Annotated in this window: 20 protein-coding genes; 18 read left to right on the top strand and 2 right to left on the bottom strand. The window is 42.4% G+C overall.

Annotation, left to right across the window (positions count from 1 at the left end):
• The 7 genes from atpA to LI164_RS09515 all read left to right on the top strand — a co-directional run bounded on the left by atpA (position 1) and on the right by LI164_RS09515 (position 7,875).
• A complete protein-coding gene (atpA, locus tag LI164_RS09545) occupies positions 1–1,509 on the top strand; it encodes a F0F1 ATP synthase subunit alpha (RefSeq protein ID WP_005335089.1) in 1,509 nt (502 codons plus the stop codon).
• Positions 1,510–1,512: 3 nt separating this feature from the next.
• Positions 1,513–2,406: an ATP synthase F1 subunit gamma gene (atpG, locus tag LI164_RS09540; protein ID WP_005335090.1), complete on the top strand. Its 894-nt coding sequence runs from the start codon at positions 1,513–1,515 to the stop codon at positions 2,404–2,406.
• An 8-nt stretch (positions 2,407–2,414) separates the two neighbouring features.
• The gene (atpD, locus tag LI164_RS09535) at positions 2,415–3,815 is read left to right on the top strand and encodes a F0F1 ATP synthase subunit beta (RefSeq protein WP_029730530.1); all 1,401 of its coding nucleotides are present in this window, start codon (positions 2,415–2,417) and stop codon (positions 3,813–3,815) included.
• Positions 3,816–3,829: 14 nt separating this feature from the next.
• A complete protein-coding gene (gene atpC, locus LI164_RS09530; RefSeq protein ID WP_005335094.1) occupies positions 3,830–4,249 on the top strand; it encodes an ATP synthase F1 subunit epsilon in 420 nt (139 codons plus the stop codon).
• Positions 4,250–4,687: 438 nt separating this feature from the next.
• Positions 4,688–5,569: a helix-turn-helix transcriptional regulator gene (locus LI164_RS09525; protein ID WP_040015628.1), complete on the top strand. Its 882-nt coding sequence runs from the start codon at positions 4,688–4,690 to the stop codon at positions 5,567–5,569.
• A gap of 100 nt (positions 5,570–5,669) precedes the next feature.
• The gene (locus LI164_RS09520) at positions 5,670–6,143 is read left to right on the top strand and encodes a GNAT family N-acetyltransferase (RefSeq protein WP_040015629.1); all 474 of its coding nucleotides are present in this window, start codon (positions 5,670–5,672) and stop codon (positions 6,141–6,143) included.
• 430 nt (positions 6,144–6,573) lie between these two features.
• Positions 6,574–7,875 (top strand): ATP-binding protein, encoded by a 1,302-nt coding sequence (locus tag LI164_RS09515; protein WP_005335106.1) that lies wholly within the window; start codon positions 6,574–6,576, stop codon positions 7,873–7,875.
• A gap of 8 nt (positions 7,876–7,883) precedes the next feature.
• Here LI164_RS09515 and LI164_RS09510 read toward each other — a convergent pair whose 3' ends face one another.
• Together LI164_RS09510 and LI164_RS09505 are read right to left on the bottom strand one after the other, a co-directional pair.
• On the bottom strand, positions 7,884–8,594 hold the full coding sequence (locus LI164_RS09510; RefSeq protein ID WP_147567784.1) for a hypothetical protein: 711 nt from the start codon (positions 8,592–8,594) through the stop codon (positions 7,884–7,886).
• A gap of 37 nt (positions 8,595–8,631) precedes the next feature.
• Positions 8,632–8,784 carry a hypothetical protein gene (locus LI164_RS09505; protein WP_005335109.1) on the bottom strand — a complete coding sequence of 51 codons (153 nt, stop codon included), beginning with the start codon at positions 8,782–8,784 and terminating at the stop codon, positions 8,632–8,634.
• Between the two features lie 568 nt (positions 8,785–9,352).
• Between LI164_RS09505 and LI164_RS09500 the strand changes: the two genes are divergently transcribed.
• From LI164_RS09500 to LI164_RS09450, 11 genes are all read left to right on the top strand, one after another.
• Positions 9,353–10,390 carry a phenylalanine--tRNA ligase subunit alpha gene (locus LI164_RS09500; protein WP_005335111.1) on the top strand — a complete coding sequence of 346 codons (1,038 nt, stop codon included), beginning with the start codon at positions 9,353–9,355 and terminating at the stop codon, positions 10,388–10,390.
• Between the two features lie 16 nt (positions 10,391–10,406).
• Positions 10,407–12,851, top strand: a complete 2,445-nt coding sequence (gene pheT, locus LI164_RS09495) for a phenylalanine--tRNA ligase subunit beta (RefSeq protein WP_117606225.1) — start codon at positions 10,407–10,409, stop codon at positions 12,849–12,851.
• Between the two features lie 632 nt (positions 12,852–13,483).
• Complete coding sequence (locus LI164_RS09490; RefSeq protein WP_005335115.1) at positions 13,484–14,371, top strand: Rpn family recombination-promoting nuclease/putative transposase; 888 nt, start codon at positions 13,484–13,486, stop codon at positions 14,369–14,371.
• A gap of 521 nt (positions 14,372–14,892) precedes the next feature.
• Positions 14,893–15,204 (top strand): hypothetical protein, encoded by a 312-nt coding sequence (locus LI164_RS09485; RefSeq protein WP_117606226.1) that lies wholly within the window; start codon positions 14,893–14,895, stop codon positions 15,202–15,204.
• A 93-nt stretch (positions 15,205–15,297) separates the two neighbouring features.
• Positions 15,298–16,344: a V-type ATPase subunit gene (locus LI164_RS09480; RefSeq protein WP_117657379.1), complete on the top strand. Its 1,047-nt coding sequence runs from the start codon at positions 15,298–15,300 to the stop codon at positions 16,342–16,344.
• Positions 16,341–18,278, top strand: coding sequence for a V-type ATP synthase subunit I (locus LI164_RS09475; RefSeq protein WP_227087034.1), 1,938 nt, complete (start codon positions 16,341–16,343; stop codon positions 18,276–18,278). The genes LI164_RS09480 and LI164_RS09475 overlap by 4 nt, the downstream gene beginning before the upstream one ends.
• Before the next feature lie 12 nt (positions 18,279–18,290).
• A complete protein-coding gene (locus tag LI164_RS09470) occupies positions 18,291–18,722 on the top strand; it encodes an ATP synthase subunit C (RefSeq protein WP_005335119.1) in 432 nt (143 codons plus the stop codon).
• A gap of 1 nt (position 18,723) precedes the next feature.
• Complete coding sequence (locus LI164_RS09465; protein ID WP_005335121.1) at positions 18,724–19,032, top strand: V-type ATP synthase subunit F; 309 nt, start codon at positions 18,724–18,726, stop codon at positions 19,030–19,032.
• Between the two features lie 15 nt (positions 19,033–19,047).
• Entirely contained in the window at positions 19,048–19,638 is a 591-nt protein-coding gene (locus LI164_RS09460) for a V-type ATP synthase subunit E (protein WP_227087033.1), read from the top strand.
• Positions 19,628–21,403, top strand: a complete 1,776-nt coding sequence (locus LI164_RS09455) for a V-type ATP synthase subunit A (protein ID WP_005335129.1) — start codon at positions 19,628–19,630, stop codon at positions 21,401–21,403. The genes LI164_RS09460 and LI164_RS09455 overlap by 11 nt, the downstream gene beginning before the upstream one ends.
• Positions 21,404–21,418: 15 nt before the next feature.
• Positions 21,419–22,804, top strand: a complete 1,386-nt coding sequence (locus LI164_RS09450) for a V-type ATP synthase subunit B (protein ID WP_005335131.1) — start codon at positions 21,419–21,421, stop codon at positions 22,802–22,804.
• Positions 22,805–22,879 lie beyond the last annotated feature (75 nt).

The raw sequence follows: 22,879 nt of genomic DNA, 5'->3' as shown, positions 1-22,879 counted from the left end.
GTGAGTTCAATCAATTCAGATGAAATTATTTCAATTCTGAAAAGTGAAATAGAGAATTTTGATGAGATCAGTAAAGACAGCGAAGTCGGAACTGTTGTAACAGTCGGAGACGGAATCGCTACCATTTACGGAATCGATCATGCAATGTACGGCGAGATCGTTACCTTCGAAAATGGTCTGAAGGGTATGGTACAGGATATCCAGAAAGACGAGATCGGATGTATCTTATTTGGATCAGATACAGGAATCAAAGAAGGAACAAAGGTTGCACGTACAAAGAAAAAAGCCGGAATCCCGGTAGGAGATAAATTTATCGGAAGAGTTATCAATGCCCTTGGTGCACCAATCGACGGTGCCGGAGAGATTGAGGCAGATGATTATCGCCCGATTGAAAATGAAGCACCTGGAATCATTGACAGAAAATCCGTCAGCGTTCCTATGGAGACAGGAATCCTTTCTATCGATTCCATGTTCCCAATCGGACGTGGACAGAGAGAGCTGATCATCGGTGACAGACAGACTGGTAAGACATCTATCGCAACAGATACGATCTTGAACCAGAATGGAAATGGAGTGATCTGTATCTATGTTGCCATCGGTCAGAAGGCATCAACGATTTCAAAAGTTGTAAATACATTTAAGACATCAGGAGCTATGGATCACACCATCGTATTAGCATCAACAGCAAGCGACTGTGCGCCGCTTCAGTACATTGCTCCTTATGCGGGAACTGCACTGGCAGAGTATTTTATGTACAAAGGAAAAGATGTACTGATCGTTTATGATGATCTTTCCAAACACGCAGTTGCGTACCGTGCATTGTCACTGTTACTTGGTAGATCCCCTGGACGTGAGGCTTATCCTGGAGACGTATTCTATCTGCATTCAAGACTTCTGGAGCGTTCCAGCCGTCTGAGTGAGGAAAAAGGTGGCGGATCTATCACGGCTCTTCCAATCATCGAGACACAGGCCGGAGATGTATCTGCATATATTCCGACAAACGTTATTTCCATCACAGATGGACAGATTTTCCTGGAAAGCAGTTTGTTCTTCTCAGGAATGCGTCCGGCGGTCAACGTAGGATTGTCTGTATCTCGTGTAGGTGGAGATGCACAGACAAAGGCTATGAAGAAGGCAGCAGGAAGTCTTCGTATCGATCTGGCCCAGTATCGTGAGATGGAAGTCTTCACACAGTTCAGTTCAGACCTTGATGATGCAACGAAAGAACAGCTGGAATATGGCAGCGGACTGATGGAGCTTCTGAAGCAGCCGCTTGGAAAACCAATGTCACTGGCAGATAAAGTTATTACACTTTGTGCTGCAAGACATAAAGTCATGCTTGGAATTCCAACTGCAAAAGTAAAAGGATTCCAGATGGATATGTTAAGTTACTTTGCAAGTGTACATCCGGAAATCGCAAGAGAAATCGAGGAGACAAAGGATCTGTCTAAAGAGTTGTCCCAGAAGATCGTGGAGATTGCAGAGGAATTCAAAAAGAGCAGGTGTTAATGTATGGCAAATATCAGAGAAATACAGACACGAATTAACAGTGTAAAAGATACGATGAAAATCACCAATGCCATGTACCTGATCTCTTCTACAAAAATGCGTCAGGCCAGAAAAAAACTGGCAGATGCAGAGCCGTATTTTTATAAATTACAGGCTGAGATTGCCAGAATCCTGCGTCATATGCCGGAAGTGAGCAACCAGTATTTTGACAGTAGGGAAGAAATTCCGAAAGAAGAACGGAAAATCGGATCTGTAGTTATTACCGGTGATAAAGGACTGGCAGGAGCTTACAATCACAATGTAGAAAAAGCAGAAGAGGAAATCATGAAAATGCCGGGACACCACAAATTGTTTGTCGTAGGTGAGCTTGGAAGACATTATTTTGTAAGTCAGGGACATGAGATTGAACAAAATTTCCAATATACTGTGCAGAAACCGAACCTGAGCAGAGCCAGAATTATTTCTGAGACATTGATGGAACAGTTTAATAATGGCGAGCTGGACGAAGTGTATGCTGTCTATACGCGAATGGAGAATTCTATGGTATCTGAGGTGGAGACTGTAAAGCTGCTTCCGCTTGAGAGAAGTGCATTCGGAGAGGACAGCATTCCGGCAAACTTAAGGCGTGAGGCGATTCAGCTATATCCGTCTGTCGAGAGCGTCATGGACAATATCGTACCGAATTATGTAACCGGAATGATTTACGGTTGTTTGGTCGAGGCGTATGCAAGTGAGCATAATGCCAGAATGACGGCTATGAAGTCAGCGACAGACAGTGCTGAGGCAATTATCAAAGATTTGTCTATTGCTTATAACCGGGCAAGACAGGCAGCCATTACGCAGGAAATCACAGAGGTATGCGCAGGTGCGAAGGCACAGAAACGGAAAAGGAAGTGAGAACAGATATGAATAAAGGACGAATTGTACAGGTCATGGGTCCTGTTGTCGATGTTTTATTTGAAGACGGAGAGCTTCCGAATATCAAAGATGCCCTTGAGGTAGATAACGGAGACAAGACTTGTATTATGGAAGTTGCACAGCATCTGGGAAACAGCGAAGTACGTTGTCTGATGCTGGCTGCAAGTGAAGGACTTCACAAAGATATGGAAGTCCGTGCAACTGGAAGCGGTATCAAAGTTCCAGTTGGAGATCAGACACTTGGACGTCTGTTCAATGTGCTTGGTCAGACCATCGATGATGGAAAAGAAATAGAGAAAGATGCAGAGCGCTGGGAAATCCACAGACAGGCGCCTACATTTGAAGAGCAGAGTCCTGCTGTCGAGATCCTTGAGACAGGTATCAAGGTCATCGACCTTCTTGCACCATATGCAAAAGGTGGTAAGATTGGTCTGTTCGGAGGAGCCGGAGTTGGTAAGACTGTACTGATTCAGGAGTTGATCCGAAATGTAGCAACAGAGCATGGTGGATATTCTATCTTTACAGGTGTCGGAGAGCGTTCCCGTGAAGGAAATGACCTCTGGACAGAGATGAAAGCGTCTGGCGTACTTGAGAAGACCGCTTTGGTATTTGGTCAGATGAACGAGCCGCCTGGAGCTCGTATGCGTGTCGCTGAGACAGGACTTACAATGGCTGAGTATTTCCGTGACAAAGAACATCAGAACGTGTTGCTCTTTATTGATAACATTTTCCGATTCACACAGGCTGGATCTGAAGTTTCCGCCCTGCTTGGACGTATGCCATCAGCCGTAGGTTATCAGCCGACACTGGCAACAGAAATGGGTGAATTACAGGAGCGTATTGCTTCTACAAAGAATGGTTCTGTCACGTCCGTTCAGGCAGTCTATGTACCGGCCGACGACTTAACAGACCCTGCACCGGCAACAACATTTGCACATCTGGATGCAACAACCGTACTTTCACGTAAGGTTGTTGAGCAGGGAATTTACCCGGCTGTAGATCCGTTGGAGTCTAACTCACGTATCCTGGAGGCAGACATCGTAGGTGAAGAGCATTATAAAGTAGCCAACCAGGTAACAGAGATTCTTCAGAAGTACAAAGAACTTCAGGACATTATTGCCATTCTTGGTATGGAAGAGCTGTCCGATGAAGATAAAGCAACGGTTATGAGAGCAAGAAAGATTCAGAAATTCCTGTCACAGCCATTCTTCGTAGCTGAGACATTTACAGGAATTCCTGGAAAATATGTACCACTGAAAGAGACAATCCGTGGATTCAAAATGATCATCGACGGAGAAATGGATGAATATCCGGAGGCAGCCTTCTTCAATGTCGGAACGATCGACGAAGTTATCGAGAAAGCAAAGACACTGAAAGACGGAGAGTAAGAGGTGCGTAAACTATGAAAACATTTTGGTTGAAAGTCATAGCCAGTGACCGCGTGGCGTATAACGGACGATGCCAGAAGGTGATTGTACCTGCAGCCGACGGCGGTCAGATGGGAATTCTGGCAGATCATGAGAACATGATCATAGCAATCGAAGTCGGTGAAGCGAAGATGCAGCTGGAAGACGGAACGTGGGAGACACTTGCCGTTGGAACCGGATTCCTTGAGGTTGTTAACAACCGTGTTACCATGCTGGTACAGACCGCTGAAAAACCGGAAGAAATTGACGCCAGAAGAGCAGAAGAACGGCGTGAAGTCATGGAAGAAAAACTTCGGCAGAAGCAGAGTATCCAGGAATACTATCACACGAAAGCATCCCTGGCAAGAGCCATGAACCGGTTGAAGGTGTCAAGGGAGAAGAATACGAGAATTTAACTTCCGTATATATAATAAAATACAGCTATCGTTTGCAAAATGAAATCTATAATTTGCCAACGGTAGCTGTATTTTTATGTAAGTGGAAGTTTAAAGTTTGTGTGAAGGGGAAAGTGTGAATGAAAGGGGAAGATTTTGCTGCGCTATTGACGAGTCAAAGTCAGAGCTTGCTCAAGACCTTGGCGACCGCGAGGTGGGTATGATAAAATAGGGAAATAAGGGAGATGCTACGCAAAGTAGCAGGAAAATGTTTTGATGACATCTTTGTGTGCTTGTGATGTAAAGTGCAGTTTTCTATACTGTAAGTTGTTAGGAGATGTTTAGAGAGTGCAGGCTGTCCAGACAAATAGTTTCGGATAAGAAATATGTCTGTGAAGCAACCTTAAGTTCTGTGATAAGACTCTCGAACGGGTAAGAAAAGACAAGGAGATTATGGATATGACTTTTGCAGAAAATGTGAAGATGCTTCGCAAGCAGGCTGGTATGTCGCAGGAGCAGTTGGCGGAGAAGCTTGGTGTATCGAGACAGGCGGTTACAAAATGGGAGACGGGTGCGGGAATCCCAGATATTGAAAATATAATGGCGATTTCAATGCTGTTTGACATTTCCATAGACGATCTACTTTCAAATGAAAGAGATTCAAAAAAGGTAGTGGAGACGGAGTACTTGTATGAAAGTATTACGGAGTATGATATTGATGAATCGAAGCATTATGATATGAAGCTGGAAGGGGCGAAGTGGCTTATACTGGCTGGATATGAGGGCGAGAAAATCCGGGTCCGACTGGGATCCAATACATTTTCAACTCTTCAGAATGATTTCAAGGTTAAGATTGATGATATCCGGAAACGAATTGATATAGATGTAAAACGAAAGAATGGTGCCACGGAAGCAATGGCGAAGAGTGAAATTGATATTTTCGTGCAGATTCCGGTGCAGTATATAGATAAGATTGAGTGTGAAGCTCATGCGGAAACGGTAGAAATCCGTTCCATAGAATGTGAAAATATGGAATTTGGTGTGAAGACAACAAATTTGATTTTGGAAAATGTTGTCGGTTCGGTGGAGGTTGATTGTAATCTTGACATGGAGATTATGTGCGATTCATTGAACGGCGAGATCGCAATTAATCAGGTGTCTGCGACATCAAAAATACATGTTCCAGAAGAGGCGATTTTCCAGGCAGTTGCAAAGGGCATTGGAACAAGCATTTCTTATGAAAAAGCCGGGCAGCAGGTGGAACGGTTTGATGCGCCGGAGGCGGACAACGTGATTGAACTGAATGGAATCAAGAGTGAATTAATTGTTTGTATAGGTTAAAAATGAAAATCTACAAGTTTGTCAAAAAGATGTAATGATTTTTTATTACTGGAAGAAAAATGTGAATAGTATAATAAGTAACAGACGGGAGGAATTTGTAATGCAGATTGAAACATACAGTGGAAAATATGATGAGATTATTTCGTTAATTTTAGATATTCAGAATAATGAATCGAAGATTAATCTGTCTCTTGAGGAACAGCCAGATTTGCTTACAATTCATGACTCCTATCAGAAAAATGGCGGTGAGTTCTGGATTGCGCTGGATCAGGGAAGGGTAATCGGAACGCTTGGACTGATGAAGAAAGATAACCACTGTGCAATCATGAAGAAATTCTTCGTGAAGAAAGAGTATCGTTCACAGAAAGTCGGGCTTGCTTTATATAAGAAGTTACTCGAATTTGCAGAAGCGGCAAATGTGCAGTATATCATACTGGATACACCGTCCGTTGCACATGCATCACATCGATTTTATGAAAAGGTCGGACAGAGACAGCATTTTATATATGTTGGACTTAGGAGGAAAAGCGAGTATGACAGAATGAGAAAAACTGCAGGCGTGATGTGGGGATAGAGAAAAACTAATGGGAAATATATACTTATAGGTTGACTTTTATGAAAATAAAGCATATGATAATAACAGCTAAGAAATGTGATGAATTTCATGCATGAGCAAAACAAAACTCCCGGAAGTGGTTGAGACTTCCGGGAGTTTTTATTCCGTTTATGTAAGGTGGCTTATACCTTTCAGGCTGTTACTGCCTGTCGTTTCTGTCCAGCCATTTGCAAATAAAGTAGCTAACAATACTTGCCATAACAGAAACAAAAAATGTGATGAGAGTTTCATGCATAAGACTTCACCTCCTTTCGCTTGGAGGGTGGCAGCAATTGTAGTATAACATGATAGTATAAAAAGTTCAATATAAGTATACTGTTAGCGAGTAAACTAATAAAGAATGAAGATATAAAAAGTGTGGAGATGTGGTAAAATGACTGTATAAAAAATGCGAAAGTGGAAGCAGGAATCGGAAGGAAAAACAGCTCTTTTAATTGAGGGAGCCAGACGAATTGGAAAATCGACAGTGTTCGAAGCGTTTGCTAAAAATGAATATAAAAGTTATATATTAATTGATTTTTCAAGAGTGTCAAGAGAAACTAAAGAACTTTTTGAAGATATATCCGATCTTAATTATTTGTTTTTGCAGTTGCAATTGCAATATAAAGTAGATTTGCATGAGCGGAATTCTGTGATCATATTCGACGAAGTACAGTTATGTCCAATGGCACAACAGGCAATTAAGGCGTTGGTTGAAGACCGGAGATATGATTATATTGAAACCGGATCGCTCATTTCCATAAAGAAGAATGTTAAGGATATTCTGATACCGAGTGAAGAAAGAAAACTCAGTATGTATCCAATGGATTATGAAGAATTTTTGTGGGCAATCGGTGATGAAGCGACTTTTCCGTTACTGAAAAAATGCTTTGAAATGAATCAGGGAATAGGAGATGCTCTTAATCGTAAGCAATTGCGGCAATTCCGATTATATATGCTGGTAGGAGGAATGCCACAGGCGGTAGATGCATATATAAACACAAATAATTTTAGAAAAGTCGATGAGGTAAAAAGGGACATTTTAAATCTGTATGAAAGTGACTTTGCTAAAATTGATTCGACAGGAAGACTTGCAATGCTTTTCGATGCAATTCCGGCTCAGTTAAATAAAAATGCGTCTCGCTTTCAGGCAAGTGGTGTACTTAACGGAGAAAAACCGGATAAGATTTTGGAACTTATTGCCGAGTTGAAAGATTCTAAAACTGTTTTGATATCCTATAACACAAATGATCCAAGTGCAGGAATGGCGAATACAAGAGATTTGTCCAGATATAAAATATTTTTAAGTGATACAGGTTTGTTCGTAACACTTATGTTTAAAGATAAAGATTTTACGGAAAATGAAATATACGAAAAGCTTCTCAATGATAAATTGAGCGTAAATCTCGGATATTTGTATGAAAATATAGTGGCACAATGTCTGGCTGCCAATGGAAATGAATTATTTTATCATACAATTATGAATACACAGTCTAAACACAATTATGAGATAGATTTTATTCTGGCAAAGAAAAATAAAATAGTTCCTTTGGAAGTAAAATCATCAGGATATAAAACGCATAAATCATTAGACGTATTTACAGAAAAATATTCAAATCATATTTTAAAAAGATATTTAGTGTATACAAAAGATTTAAGTAAAGAACAGGATATTTTTTGTATTCCTGTTTATATGGTTCCATTTTTATAGGAAAAATATTATAATCCCTGAAATTCTTTAATGGTTGCTACTGCCAGTACAACGGTTCCAATTGCACATACAATATATACAATTCCGACTACGATAGAGCTTTTCTTTGCGCGCTTCCATTTTACGGCTGCAAGGTACATGGCGCTTAAGACATCTGCCAGGAAGAAGAACTGCAGGATACCATGCAGGAGGGCCGTTCCGAGGCTGATTTTTCCGGCTTTATAAGTCATGCGGATTACCTGCAGGGCGTAAAATGAGCCCGGAAGGATTGTGAGCCAGAATCCGATGACAGTGAAAAATATCATAACACTCATGATTGGGAGCATAAGTGGTATAATCAGACCTCCGGTCATGAATGTCAGTGCTGCACCTGCGAAAAAATATAGGGTGAACAGCAGAATAAAGTCGTATAGGAAAAACGCAACAAGCCCGTACTTATGTATGAGCATGCGGTTTATAAGAGCAGTGGAATCACCTTCCTCATAGGAAGAAAAAGATTTCCAGATATTTAGGATTCCAAGAATATAAAGCACCATAATGTAAATGATAGCAGGCAGGTTTGACAGAAAAAATCCTAATTCCGTAGTGAGAGCGGAGGCATCATATGGAATCGCATCGAGTACATGGCTCTGGAATATAAGATTCGGAAGAGCAAGTACCGGAATCAGAGATAATATAATTACATATGCAATTGCCAATTTGTCAGCGGATTTTTTCATGTGCATCGGCTCCTTTCGGGAGATTTTTCATTGCTTTCTATATTTGATTATAATTCTTGGGGAATGGATTGTCCAGAAGATTGAGCTGACCGGCTGACAGATAGTTGGCAGCACGCCAGTAGGCATTCATTTTTTCAAGCATTTCCTGAGATAACGGCTGTTTCTCAAGACACATTTTGTTGTCGTCCATAATATACCTCTTTCTTTCAATAATGTGTTGATTTTTTAACTAGTGTCATCATAGCATAGTGAAAATAAGACGTAAAATAGCAATTTTGCATTGGAATCATAACGTTCTGATATGGATAAATGCGACCGTTGACAAATGTATGAATTTATGCAATAATATTTTTGATTTTGGACTATGAACATATGTAAGTACAGAAGATGTAGTGAAGCAGAGATGAAGTGTCACCGGCTGAGAGCATTTCACGCGAACCTTTTGGAAATTTCAGTATGGGAGTCTTCTGATGAAAAGCATTTGCCTGGCAGATGCGCTAAGTTGGATGTTCGTGTAGCAGATCGAATACACATAAAAGAGTGCAGAGTGATAAGAATTCTGAAATAGGGTGGTACCGCGAGTAACATCGTCCCTTGTTAATCACAAGTGGCGGTGCTTTTTTTATTTTCAATAAAATGTTTACGTCCAAAGTTAAGCATAATTTCAAAATATGGAATATTTTGAAAGTTAGCTCTGAACAGTAACTTAAAATAAAAAGAGACGCTGAACTTAAAGAGTAGTAGAAAGGGGAATTAGGATGAAAGATAAAATCAACAGTATTTTATCAGAAGTGAAAACTAAGATTTCTGAAGCAGCAAATGAAAATGAACTGCAGAATGTGAAGAATGCATATGTTGGAAAACAGGGTGCGTTAAGTATGTTAATGAAGGAGATGCCGAAGCTTGACGCAGCGCTTCGCCCGGAGATGGGAAAGGTGCTCAACCAGGCTAAGAATCAGGTGACAGAGCTGATCAACTCTAAGAGAACAGAGCTGAAGCTGAAAGCATCTGAGGTTTCACCGGACTTTGACTGTTCTGTACCGGGAATCCTGCCGCCGAACGGAGGACTTCACCCAATCACACAGATGTGCTATGACCTGAACGATGCATTCCGTTCTATGGGATTTGAGATTTTCCAGGAGGATGACATCACAAGTGAGTTATATGCATTTGATAAACTGAACTTCCCTCCGAATCATCCGGCAAGAGAGAGTATGGACACATACTGGCTGGAGGGTCATGACAGTGGAAGCACAAATGAAAAGCTTTGCCTGAGACCACATTTGACAGGAGGAAGTGTCCGTTACATGCAGACACACAAACCGCCGTATCGTTTTGTATATCCGGGACGTGTATATCGTAATGAGACAACAGATTCACATCATGAGAGAGCGTTCTTCCAGTATGAGGCTCTGATCGTGGATAAGGATATCAAGTTCACAGACGGAAAAGTTATGATCCAGAGCATTTTAAGTAAGGTGTTCGGAAGAGATGTTCCGGTAAGAATGCGTTCCGGTTTCTTCCCATTTGTAGAGCCAGGATTTGAGATCGACATGGAGTGTCAGGTGTGCGGCGGAAAAGGCTGCAGCGTATGTAAACATGTGGGCTGGATCGAGGTTATGCCGGGTGGATCCCCACATCCAAATGTACTTCGTGCAGCAGGACTGGATCCGGATGAGTACACAGGTTTCTATGTAAACATTGGTCTGGACAGACTGGTCATGATGCGTTACGGCGTAGATGACGTAAGATTGTTCCACAGTGGCGATTTAAGATTCCTGAGACAGTTCAGATAAGCGGAGGAGAATAAAGATGAAATTATCATTATCATGGATTAAAGATTTTGTAAATATCCCTGAAGATATGGATATGAAACAGCTTGCATATGATCTGACTATGGATACTGTTGAGGTTGAGGACGTCGAGTACCTGGCAGACCGTTTTGACCATATGGTAGTAGGTGTGATCGAGGATATCGAGCCACATCCAAATGCAGATAAGCTTCGTGTCTGCAAAGTAGACATCGGTGACGGTGAGATCAAAGACATCGTCTGCGGTGGTATCAATCTGGAAAAAGGTATGCGTGTTGCCGTATCCTGCCCGGGAGCAATTGTCCGCTGGCATGGTGAGGGAGAGCCTGTTGAGATCAAGAAGTCTAAACTTCGCGGCGTGGCTTCCTACGGAATGATTTGTGCATCTGACGAGATCGGACTGGGAGATCTCTTCCCGGCATCTCAGGAAGCAGAGATTCTTGACCTGTCCGCATTTGATGTACCGGCAGGAACAACTCTGGCAGATGCCCTTGATTTGAACGACGTTCTTCTTGAGATTGATAACAAATCAATGACAAACAGACCGGATCTGTGGGGACACTATGGTATCGCCCGCGAGATCGCAGCATTATACAATTTGCCACTGGCTGAGATCAAGCCATTTGAGACAGATGTACAGTCTGATTTTAATGTAGAGATTGCTGATCCAGACAGATGTCCAAGATATATCGGAGTAGAAATGTCTGGTGTAAATGTAAAAGAGGCACCATATCAGATGCAGAGTAGAATCTGGAAGGTTGGTATGCGTCCAATCAATGCATTGGTTGACATTACAAACTATGTGATGCTCGCAACTGGTAACCCGACACATGCATTTGACGCAGATAACATTTCTGATCACATCGTTGTAAGACATGCAGCAGAAAATGAGAAGTTACTTCTTCTTAATGACAAAGAGCTTTCTCTTTGTACAGATGATCTTGTAATTACAGATTCCGAGGGACCTGTTGCACTGGCCGGTGTTATGGGTGGAGCAAAGGATTCTATCCTGCCTAAGACAGAGCGTGTCATTCTTGAGGTCGCAAACTTCGAGGCAGCAGGAATCAGAAGAACTGCACTTCGTTATGATAACCGTACAGAAGCTTCTTCAAGATATGAAAAAGCTATCGATCCTGAGAGATGCGGCCAGGCACTTGCGCTTTCCATGCAGTATTTCAAAGAGCTGTATCCGGAAATGAAAGTGACAGGTTACTGTGATAAATATGTAAAGAAACTCAAGAGAGCTGAGATTGATGTAAACCTTGTATGGCTTGAGAAGAGACTTGGAAAGCATCTGACAAATGATGAGATCCAGGGCAAGCTTGAGAAACTTGGATTTGATGTACAGATCAATGGTGAGGACATGCACGTTATCGCTCCGACATGGCGTTCTACAGGTGACATTTCCATTAAAGATGATGTAATGGAAGAAGTTGCCAGAATGTATGGATACGACAATTTCGAGCCAACATCATTTACAACAACATTTGACAGTGCAATCAATCAGAAAGATCAGGATCTTGTAAGAAATATGAAAGAGTTCCTTGCAATTCGTTGTGGAATGCAGGAAATCTACACATATCCTTGGGTAAATGATGTATATCTGAATGCAATTATGCAGACGACAGAAGGAATGCTTCGTCTTTCAACACCACCGGCACCGGATCTCAGTTACCTGCGTGCTTCTCTGCTTCCGAACATTTGCGAGGCAGTTGCAAAGAATGAGCGTTACTTCAATGATTTCTCAATCTTTGAGGAAGCTCAGGTATTCCATGATGCGAACTATACTTCACCATACGACAAGTCTGAGTTACTGCCAGAGCAGCGCCGCCATATTGCCGGAGCATTTGCAAGCAGTGTGAAAGATGTGAAAGAGCTCTTCCAGGAAGCAAAAGGTGTTCTGGAGTATATGCCACGTTATACACATCAGGCAGCATTTGAGTTCAGAAAAGAAGAGAAACCAGTATGGGCTGACAATGTAGTATGGCTCAACATTTACCGTGGAGATGAGAAGATTGGTGATATGGGACTTCTGGCTAAGAAGGCATCTATGGACTGCGGAATCAAGAATCTGTCCGTAATGCTCTTTGAATTAGATGTTCTGAAACTGAAACCACTCATTTCCAGAACCAATAAATTCACTCACCTTGCAGCATATCCGGAGAACGAGTATGATATTTCCATGCTCTTTGACTCCAATGCAGTATGGAGTGACATGCATGAGGCAATTCTTGGCAAGAAGAAAGCCAGCGAATTCCTTAAGAAAGCAGATTTTGTAGATGAGTACCGTGGAAAACAAATCCCACAGGGCAAGAAATCTGTGACAATCAGACTGACCATCGGATCTAATGAGAAGACACTGACTTCCCAGGAGATTGAAAATGTAGCAAATCAGGTTATGAAGAAGCTGCAGAAGAAGATGGGAGCAGAGCTGAGAACTCAGTAAATGAAATAACTTAACAGAACATAATTAATCCAGCTACTAATGTCAAGATATGATTTGTTTTCTGATTTTCATACGCCACCTATTTTAGTCTGACAGTGCAAACTCGCCGATAAATCGGCTCAGACAGTGCACTATACAGACTAAGTTAGGCGTAAGAAAATCTGGAAAATAAAATCAATTATCGTGACATCAGCAGCTGGATTTTATTATGTGCGAAGTTATTGGAAGGCGGAAGGAGAGCGGTGGATTGGTAGGAGAAAGTGTCTGGTCGGCATAGAGTGGTGGAATACGAGAGAGTATATAAATCAGGTCAGGAGCCGTAGAGCTTCTTTAAATTAACTATTGTATTTGATTCATATTTATGATATTCTAAATCCACGCAGATGGCACTTCTTGTTATCTGCAAAAGGTATCTATTTAATTTCATTCATTTCGGAGGCTCAGAGTATCGGGTGTTATTCCAAAGTGATGAACGTGTGACAAGTGAATATAGGCTGGGAAGGGAACCTGGTGCGGTACAGGATGTTATTTGAAGATTAGCATTTCCAACTGGAATATACTATTAATATATGGTAAAATATCTATAGATAATCTTTTCTCAGACTATAGACAGTTGTCGGAGAGGAGAGTATATGTCAAAAAGAACAGGAATTAAAGTACAAAAGAACCGTACAGATGACGAGTTTATCATGCTTCCGACCGTAGATTTTTGTTTCAAAGAACTGATGAGAAATGAAAAGGTGCGAAAAGGAATTATTGCAGCATTGTTGGGAGTAAGACCAGAAGAAATCAAGGAGACTAGACTGTTGCCGACCATACTCAGAAAAGAGTACGAAGACGATAAATATGGAATTTTGGATGTTCGAGTTGAAATGCATGATGGCACGCAGATAGACTTTGAGATGCAGGTGGCAGAATTTGATTTTTGGAAAAAACGGATTGTGTTTTATTTAAGCAAGATGGTCACAGATCAGATTCATAAAGGTGATGATTATGACAAAATTCAGAAATGCATTCATGTCAGTATTCTGGATTTTGTACATTTCCCGGAGGATAACAGGTACTATCGAAAAATTACATTTTGCGATACAAAAACGGGAGAGATTTATACAGATATCATGGAGATTCATGTGTTGGAATTGGGGAAGTTACCACCGGAAGATCAGAACGAAGAAGGAATCATAAGGTGGATGCGATTTCTCAATGCAAAGAGCCGGAAGGAGTTAAAAGAGATGGCAAAGCAGGACGAGTATTTTGGAGAAGCGTATGAAGAACTGGACAGACTCAGTGCGGACGAGAAGAAGCGTCTGGAGTATGAGACGAGATTGAAGTATAAACGGGACAAGTATGCGCAGCTCCATTATGCGACCAGGATTGGAAGAGAAGAAGGTGAACGAATTGGAAGAGAAGAAGGTCAGAATGAAATGATTCGTTCCATGTGGAAGGCAGGGATTTCAGAAGAACAGATTGCGTCAATTGCACAGAAGACAGTGGAAGAAGTGAGAAAATTGTGTAAATAATTTTTGGTATACAGGAAGAGCAGAAAGAAATAAAAAGAGCATAAGAGATGAAAGAGTGTGAGGAAGGAAACCAATCAGATTTGAGTTTCCTTCGTTTTATTTAATGTGAGAAATTATTAGGAGTAGAAAGAAGGTAAGTTGGTTTGTTGGTTATGTAGCAAAATCAGCAAAAACATTTTTAAGGATGAAAAACATTCCTTTATACAACATTGATGAACCGCTTAGTATATACAAAAATAGTCTTGTGATTTTTACTAATGAAATATCCATACACTTTGGTGGAAGTGTATAAAAATTACACAAAAATCGGCATAACTTACTTGACAATTGTGCAATTTAGAGACTATAGTTAAATATATACGTTCTGATTTAGAGCTATTTTCCAAAATATTTCATATCATAGAAAACTGTTAGAATTTCAGTGTATTTTTTGAGAAATCATTAAAAAAGTGCGAGTTTTTTAGAGAGTTCTGTGATGATATGTGGCTTTGGTCAGACAGATAACAAGAAGGGGGCGGCTTATGAAATCTGTGATTGAAAGACTGGATGATATTGAGAACACTGCGCGCAGTATTGTGGCGAAGGCAGAAGAAGATAAGAGTCAGGTTGAGCAGGAGATTCAGGCGCAGAGAGATCAGTTTGATAAAGAACTGGATGAGAAGACGCAGGCAGAACTTACCAGAATCCGGGAAGATGGAAAGCGGCAGGTCGATGAACTCCTGAAGAGTCAGCGTGAGAAGAATCACGAGGCAGTTCAGACATTGGAAAAGGAATATGAGATGGCTCATGCAGTTTATGCAGAAGGTATTTTGCGTCATATAATAGAAGTGTAATATAAGATGCCAGTGGGAGCGTGAAGCGAGGAGTAAACCACAGGTATCAGAATTTCAGACATTTCAAAAAGAAATATAGCGAGGAAGAGAACAATGGGCAATGTGATGGCATACAGCGGACTTACGACGAAGATCCGCGCAATGCAGGCAAAGCTTCTTACACAGGCTGACTATGAGACTATTTCCGGTTTTACGGATGTTGTGCAGGTGGTGGAATTTCTGAAGACGAAACCGGCCTACGCAGTCTATATGGATCAGTTGGAACTGGCGCATCTTCATCGAGGTGATATTGAGAAGATGTTGTATCAGTCTCTGTATAATGATTACACAAGAATCTTCCGGTTTGCGGGAATCGACCAGAAGAAATTTCTGAAGATTTACTGGAAGAAGTATGAAGTCAGTGTGATCAACTATTGTCTGAGAATCGTATTTAACCATTATGACAAGCCTTATGACCTGGATTATAAGAAGGAATTTTTTGATAAATATTCAAAACTTTCTATTGATAAGTTGATAACTTCCACAAATATCGACGAACTTGTGGATAACTTACGGGGCAGTGAGTATTATGAAGCATTAAAACCAATCCGGGATTCCGGGGCAGCGACATTATTTGACTACGATCAGGCACTGGAGCTTTACTATTTTACTAATTACTGGAGGCGGGGAAGAAAGGTATTCTCCGGAAAATCCAGAGAGCGTTTTTCAAGAGATGTGGGAATCAAGATGGATCTCATGAACATTCAATGGGCGTACCGTGCGAAGCAGTATTATCGTATGCTTCCGGCAGAAATCTATGCACTGACGCTTCCATATCATTTTCATTTAAGTACGGAAGAATTTAAGGCAATCGTGGAAGCACCGAATGTGGAAGAGATGAAAAAGCAGATTGAGAATACTTACTATGGAACACATGTCCACATGAAAGAGGGGCAGTCCATAGAAAAGAGTATCAAAGATATTTTACGGGATCTCTATATATCTGACAGGCAGAAGGATCCTTACTCCGATGCAACGATGCACGCATTTTTATTCTTGAAGGAGCAGGAAATCGACAAGCTGACGACAGCGTTAGAGTGTATCCGTTATGGACTGACCAGACAGGAGATATTGACATACTTGGGAGGTGAGAGCAAGTGATTGTAAAAATGAGATTCTTAAATATCAGCGGTCCGAGAGATGACATCGACCGGGTATGCGAGAAATATCTGTCAAAATATGAGATGCAGATTGAAAATGCGGTGACAGAACTTAAGACGACGGAAAATATCATGCCGTTCGTGGAAGTGAACCCGTACAGAGATCCGCTTGCAAAGGCAGAGCAGTTCGCACAGCTTCTGCCGGAGGACGGGGAAATTCGGGCAGATCTGTCAGGATCAAAGGATGATATGCTGGCGCTGATCCGGGATCTGAATCATGATTATCTGGGACTTGTGGAAGACAGAGAAAGGCTGAAGCTCAAGAAGGAAGAATTGCTTGGAAAGGAAAATGTCCTGAAACCATTTTCTGCGTTGAAAGTGGATGTTCATAAAGCATTGCAGTATCAGTACATGCAGGTACGGTTCGGACGCATTTCGCTTGACTATTACAGACGTCTTGAAAAATATCTGGCCGACAGCCTGAATGCCATATTTCTGGAGGCTGGAAAAGACAAAGGTTTTGTCTATGGCTGTTACATAGCGGCAAATGCGGATATTGCGAAAGCGGATAACACATTCCGGGCACTGCATTTTGAGAGAATTGACGTGACAGATGCTTACATCGGAACTCCTAAAGAAGCGTGTGAGAAGCTGGATCAGGATATTGAAGCAGTGCAAAAAGATATTGACGCAGATGAGGATAAGATTACAGCACTTATGAAACGTAATGCAGCCAAGCTTCTGGGAGCGAGAAAGAGACTGCAGGAGCTTGCGGACAACTTTGATATCCGTAAACTTGCAGCGAGAGTGACCAGTGAGGATGAGAGGGATGAGTTCTATATCTTATGTGGCTGGATGAGTGAAAAGGATGTAGATGCGCTTCTTGCTGAGACCCAGGATGACGATAAGATCAGTATCATGGTCGAAGATGAGCGTGACCAGTATTTTGGTGATCCCCCGACAAAGCTTGAGAACCCGAAGGTATTTAAACCATTTGAAATGTTTATCAAGATGTACGGACTTCCGGCTCACGATGAGATGGACCCGACCATGTTCGTGGCACTGACCTATACATTTATATTCGGAGCCATGTTCGGAGATCTTGGCCAGGGCTTCTGCCTCTTTGCAATTGGCGGAATCCTGTATCTGACAAAGAAGATCAATCTGGCAGGAATTATTTCCATTGCAGGTATTTTTTCCATGTTCTTCGGATTTATGTTCGGAAGCGTATTTGGATTTGAAGATATTATTGAAGCCCACTGGTTAAGGCCTGTATCGGCAATGACGAATCTGCCGTTTATCGGGCAGCTTAACTCCGTATTCGTCGTTGCCATTGCATTTGGTATGGCACTGAATATTCTGGTGATGATCTTCAATATTATCAATTCGGCGAAAGCCCACGATAAGGAAAATATGTTATTCTCCACCAATGGTGTGGCAGGACTTGTATTTTATGGATTCCTGGTACTGACAGTAGTACTTTATATGACCGGACACAAGACTCCGGGAAATGTAATGCTTGTGATTTTCCTTGGAATTCCGGTGCTCCTCTTTGTATTTAAAGAGCCACTTGGAAATCTGGTAGAGAAACGTCATAAGAAAATGGAAGGCGGCAAGGTCATGTTCTTTGTACAGGCATTTTTTGAATTGTTCGAGACCATGTTAAGCTACTTCTCCAATACCATTTCTTATGTGCGTATCGGAGCATTTGCAGTGAGCCATGCGGCAATGATGGAAGTTGTACTGATGCTCTCCGGAGCGAGTGCGGGAAGCACGAACTGGATCATATTTGTCATCGGTAATATCATAGTCTGTGGACTGGAAGGACTGGTAGTTGGTATCCAGGTTCTGCGTCTGGAATATTACGAGATGTTCAGCCGTTTTTATAAAGGAACAGGAAGAGAATTCAAACCATTTCATAAACAGAGCGAGTAGGAGGAAGAAGTCATGACATTAACTGTAAAATTATTACTGGTGGCAGCACTGGTACTTGGAATTATCGTACCATTTGGATATTTCCTTAAGGGAGAGAGAAGTAAGAAACGTTACAAACGTGCACTTGGAGCAAATGTTGTCTTTTATTTTGGAGCATTTGCCATCGCAGCGATCATGTTATTTTCCGGAGATCCGGTATACGCTGCAGAGACAACAGCAGCCGCTTCAAATGCAACTGGATTTGGTTATATCGCAGCCGCACTGTCAACCGGTCTTTCCTGTGTCGGTGGTGGTATTGCCGTAGCAAGTGCAGCAAGTGCCGCTCTTGGAGCAATCAGCGAGGACTCCAGCGCACTTGGTAAGTCACTGATCTTCGTAGGACTGGCAGAAGGTGTGTGTCTGTATGGACTGATCATCTCCTTCATGATCCTCGGTAAATTATAAGATGAAAATGTATCTGATCAGTGATAATGTCGATACTCTGACGGGACTGAGACTGGCGGGCGTAGATGGAGTCGTTGTACATGAAAGAAACGAACTGCGTGAAGAATTAGAAAATGCCATGAATGACAAAGAAGTTGGTGTCATTCTGCTGACTGAGCGGTTCGGACGGGAGTTCCCGGATCTTATCAACGAGATTAAGTTACAGCGGACCATGCCGCTTTTGATCGAGATTCCGGACAGACACGGAACCGGACGTAAAAAAGACTTTATCACATCGTATGTGAATGAGGCTATAGGATTAAAACTATAGGAAGCAGGTGATTGTGTGACAGTAGATGAGAAGATAACAAGACTGCAGGAATCTGCAATGCAGGAGGCAAGAAGCAAAGGGAATGCGATTGTGGAACAGCATAAGAAGGCGCTTACCCATGTCTTTGAGCAACATAAAGCAGAGGCACTGATACAGGCAGACACAAGAATCAAGGCTGAAAAGACTAGCGTGAAGCAGCAGCTTGGTATGGCGAATTCAAAGGCTGCGCTGGAACTTAAGCGAGAGCTTGGAGCTGCCCAGAAGCGTTTGAAAAAGCAGCTTTTTAAAGAAGTCGAAGAAAAACTGTCTGCATATATGAAGACGGAAAAATATCAGGATCTTCTGGTAAAATATATTGAAAAAGCGGTAGCATATTCTGACCGCGGCGAGATGACGATTTATGTTAATCCGACAGACGCAGATAAGAAAGCGTATCTGGAGGAGAAGACAGGATTTACACTGAGTATCAGCAAAGAAGACTTTATCGGTGGAATCCGTGCAGTCATTCCAGAGAAAAATATTCTGGTAGATTATGCATTTAAGGACGCGCTGGAGAGAGAATATCAGAAGTTCACATTTGGAGGAGGTATGGGCAGTGGACGCTAAACATACTGGAAAAATATATGGAATTAACGGCCCTGTCATTTATCTGAAAGGCAGGACCGGATTTAAGATGTCCGAGATGGTCTATGTAGGAGAAGAACGTCTGGTAGGAGAGGTTATTTCTCTGGACAAGGACAGGACAACGATTCAGGTCTATGAGGAGACTTCCGGTCTGAAGCCGGGAGAGATTGTGGAGGGTACCGGAGATGCAGTATCTGTTATCCTCGCACCTGGAATTATCAATAATATTTTCGACGGAATTGAACGTCCGCTGGAAAAGATTGCGCAGGCAAGTAATGGCGCATTTATTACAAGAGGTGTCAGTGTAGATTCTCTGGATCTTGATAAGTTGTGGGATACACACATGACGGTTGCAGAAGGTGACGCACTCCAGGGAGGGGCAATCATTGCAGAAGTTCCGGAGACGCATGCGATCGTGCACAAATGTATGGTTCCGCCGGATGTGGAAGGAATCGTGGTCAGTGTCGTACCTGACGGACAGTATCATATCAATGATACACTTGTTGTGATCGAGACAACAGAAGGGGAGAGAAAAGAACTCTCCATGATGCAGAAATGGCCGATCCGTGTGCCAAGGCCGGTGCATCACCGTTATTCTGCAAGAGTTCCGCTTGTGACGGGACAGCGTGTCATGGATACTATGTTCCCTCTGGCGAAAGGCGGAACAGCCGCAATTCCGGGAGGATTCGGAACAGGAAAGACGATGAGCCAGCATCAGATCGCAAAATGGTCCGATGCGGACATTATTGTATATATCGGATGCGGAGAGCGCGGAAATGAGATGACACAGGTTCTGGAGGAGTTCTCAGAACTGGTGGATCCAAGAACGGGGAATCCGCTGATGGACAGAACGACTCTGATTGCCAACACATCCAACATGCCGGTAGCTGCCCGTGAGGCATCTATTTACACAGGACTTACACTGGCTGAGTATTATCGTGACATGGGATATGATGTCGCAATTATGGCGGATTCTACATCCCGTTGGGCAGAGGCTCTTCGTGAGCTGTCCGGACGTCTGGAAGAGATGCCGGCAGAGGAAGGATTCCCGGCTTATCTGGCATCCAGACTTTCTGCATTCTATGAGCGTGCCGGTATGATGCAGACATTAAATGGAGCTGTAGGTTCTGTTACAATCATTGGAGCAGTATCTCCGCAGGGAGGAGACTTCTCCGAGCCGGTCACACAGAATACGAAGCGATTTATCCGTTGCTTTTGGGGACTGGATAAGTCTCTGGCATATGCAAGACATTATCCGGCGATCCACTGGCTGACCAGTTACAGCGAGTACTTACCGGATTTAAGTGCATGGTATGCTGATAATGTATCTCCAAAGTTTGTGGACTATCGGAACCGTCTGATGAATATTCTGAACCAGGAGAACAGTCTCATGGAGATTGTAAAACTGATCGGTAGTGATGTACTTCCGGATGATCAGAAGCTGACATTGGAGATTGCCCGCGTGATTCGCCTTGGATTCCTGCAGCAGAACGCATTTCACAAAGACGATACGTGTGTATCTCTAAAGAAGCAGTTCGGTATGATGGATATTATTCTGTATCTCTATAAGAAATGCAGAGAACTGGTGGCAAGAGGTATGCCGATGTCTGTTTTGAAGGCAGAGGGTATCTTTGAGAAAGTTATCGCTATCAAATACGATGTGCCAAATGGCGAGTTACAATTATTAGATATGTACAAAGTAGATATCGACCGTTTCTACGATACAGTGATTGAGAAAAATGCATAGAAGGAGGTCAAGATCATGGCAATAGAATATCTGGGACTAAGCAGCGTTGAAGGCCCTCTGGTTGTGCTGGAAGGAGTTCAGGACGCATTCTATGATGAAATCGTGGAATTTGTAGTCGATCATAAAACAAAGAAAATGGGACGTATTGTGGAACTGAATGAGGACAAAGCAATCATTCAGGTATTTGAAGGAACCGAGAATATGTCCCTGGACAATACACATACGAGATTGATGGGACGTCCGATGGAGGTTACTGTATCACCGGAAATGCTTGGAAGAACCTTTAACGGAATCGGACAGCCGATCGATGATATGGGACCACTCATTTCCGAGGATAAACGTGATGTCAACGGACTTCCGCTTAATCCGGTCAGACGTGAGTATCCAAGAAACTATATCCAGACAGGAATTTCAGCCATTGATGGTCTGACAACACTGATCCGTGGACAAAAGCTTCCAATTTTTTCAGGAAACGGACTTCCACATGACCAGTTAGCAGCGCAGATTGTAAAACAGGCCTCTCTGGGCGGTGATTCTGATGAAGATTTCGCAATTGTGTTTGGAGCTATGGGAGTTAAGCATGACGTGGCAGATTTCTTCCGCAAGACATTTGATGAGAACGGAGTATCCGACCATGTGTGTATGTTCCTGAACCTGGCAAATGACCCTGTCGTAGAGCGTCTGATCACACCAAAGGTAGCACTGACTGTGGCAGAATATCTGGCGTTTGAGTGTAACATGCATATTCTTGTAATCCTGACAGACATGACTTCTTTTGCAGAGGCACTTCGTGAGGTGTCCTCTTCAAGAGGAGAAATTCCGTCACGAAAAGGATATCCAGGTTATCTTTACAGTGAACTGGCAACAATTTATGAGCGTGCCGGAATTGTGGAAGGGGCAAATGGATCGGTGACACAGCTTCCGATCCTGACCATGCCGAATGACGACATCACGCACCCGATTCCTGACCTGACCGGATATATTACGGAAGGTCAGATAGTACTGGACCGCAATCTTTATGGACAGTCAGTTTATCCGCCAATTAATGTATTGCCGTCACTGTCACGTCTGATGAAAGACGGAATCGGAGAAGGCTATACGCGAGACGATCACCAGGCGCTGGCGAACCAGTTATTTGCTTCCTACGCAAAAGTAGGAGAGGCAAGAAACCTGGCCTCCGTTATCGGTGAAGATGAATTGTCACCACTGGATAAGAAATATCTGGAGTTCGGACGCGAATTCGAACAGCGTTATATTGGTCAAGGAACAACAGAGAACCGTACCATTCAAGAGACGCTGGATCTTGGCTGGGAACTGTTAGCACTGCTTCCAAGAGAAGAACTGGATCGAATCGATACAAAACTCATTGATTTCTATTATCCGAAGAAGAATGAAGCGTAAAAATGATTTAGAAGTGCAGGAATCTGGAAAATATGCCAGAATTCTTGCATTATAATTGCTATATTGCAAAAATGG

This window comes from Dorea sp. 210702-DFI.3.125 (genome assembly GCF_020560945.1).
In the GTDB taxonomy this organism is placed as follows: Bacteria; Bacillota; Clostridia; order Lachnospirales; family Lachnospiraceae; genus Dorea; species Dorea formicigenerans.
The sequence above is the reverse complement of the archived record's forward strand: the minus strand, read 5'-3'. Positions and strand labels throughout refer to the sequence as shown.

Coding starts and splice junctions, on each gene's coding strand:
- atpG (WP_005335090.1), top strand. CDS start 1,513: ATGGCAAATATCAGAGAAATACAGACACGAATTAACAGTGTAAAAGAT.
- atpD (WP_029730530.1), top strand. CDS start 2,415: ATGAATAAAGGACGAATTGTACAGGTCATGGGTCCTGTTGTCGATGTT.
- atpC (WP_005335094.1), top strand. CDS start 3,830: ATGAAAACATTTTGGTTGAAAGTCATAGCCAGTGACCGCGTGGCGTAT.
- LI164_RS09525 (WP_040015628.1), top strand. CDS start 4,688: ATGACTTTTGCAGAAAATGTGAAGATGCTTCGCAAGCAGGCTGGTATG.
- LI164_RS09520 (WP_040015629.1), top strand. CDS start 5,670: ATGCAGATTGAAACATACAGTGGAAAATATGATGAGATTATTTCGTTA.
- LI164_RS09515 (WP_005335106.1), top strand. CDS start 6,574: ATGCGAAAGTGGAAGCAGGAATCGGAAGGAAAAACAGCTCTTTTAATT.
- LI164_RS09510 (WP_147567784.1), bottom strand. CDS start 8,594: ATGAAAAAATCCGCTGACAAATTGGCAATTGCATATGTAATTATATTA.
- LI164_RS09505 (WP_005335109.1), bottom strand. CDS start 8,784: ATGGACGACAACAAAATGTGTCTTGAGAAACAGCCGTTATCTCAGGAA.
- LI164_RS09500 (WP_005335111.1), top strand. CDS start 9,353: ATGAAAGATAAAATCAACAGTATTTTATCAGAAGTGAAAACTAAGATT.
- pheT (WP_117606225.1), top strand. CDS start 10,407: ATGAAATTATCATTATCATGGATTAAAGATTTTGTAAATATCCCTGAA.
- LI164_RS09490 (WP_005335115.1), top strand. CDS start 13,484: ATGTCAAAAAGAACAGGAATTAAAGTACAAAAGAACCGTACAGATGAC.
- LI164_RS09485 (WP_117606226.1), top strand. CDS start 14,893: ATGAAATCTGTGATTGAAAGACTGGATGATATTGAGAACACTGCGCGC.
- LI164_RS09480 (WP_117657379.1), top strand. CDS start 15,298: ATGGGCAATGTGATGGCATACAGCGGACTTACGACGAAGATCCGCGCA.
- LI164_RS09470 (WP_005335119.1), top strand. CDS start 18,291: ATGACATTAACTGTAAAATTATTACTGGTGGCAGCACTGGTACTTGGA.
- LI164_RS09465 (WP_005335121.1), top strand. CDS start 18,724: ATGAAAATGTATCTGATCAGTGATAATGTCGATACTCTGACGGGACTG.
- LI164_RS09450 (WP_005335131.1), top strand. CDS start 21,419: ATGGCAATAGAATATCTGGGACTAAGCAGCGTTGAAGGCCCTCTGGTT.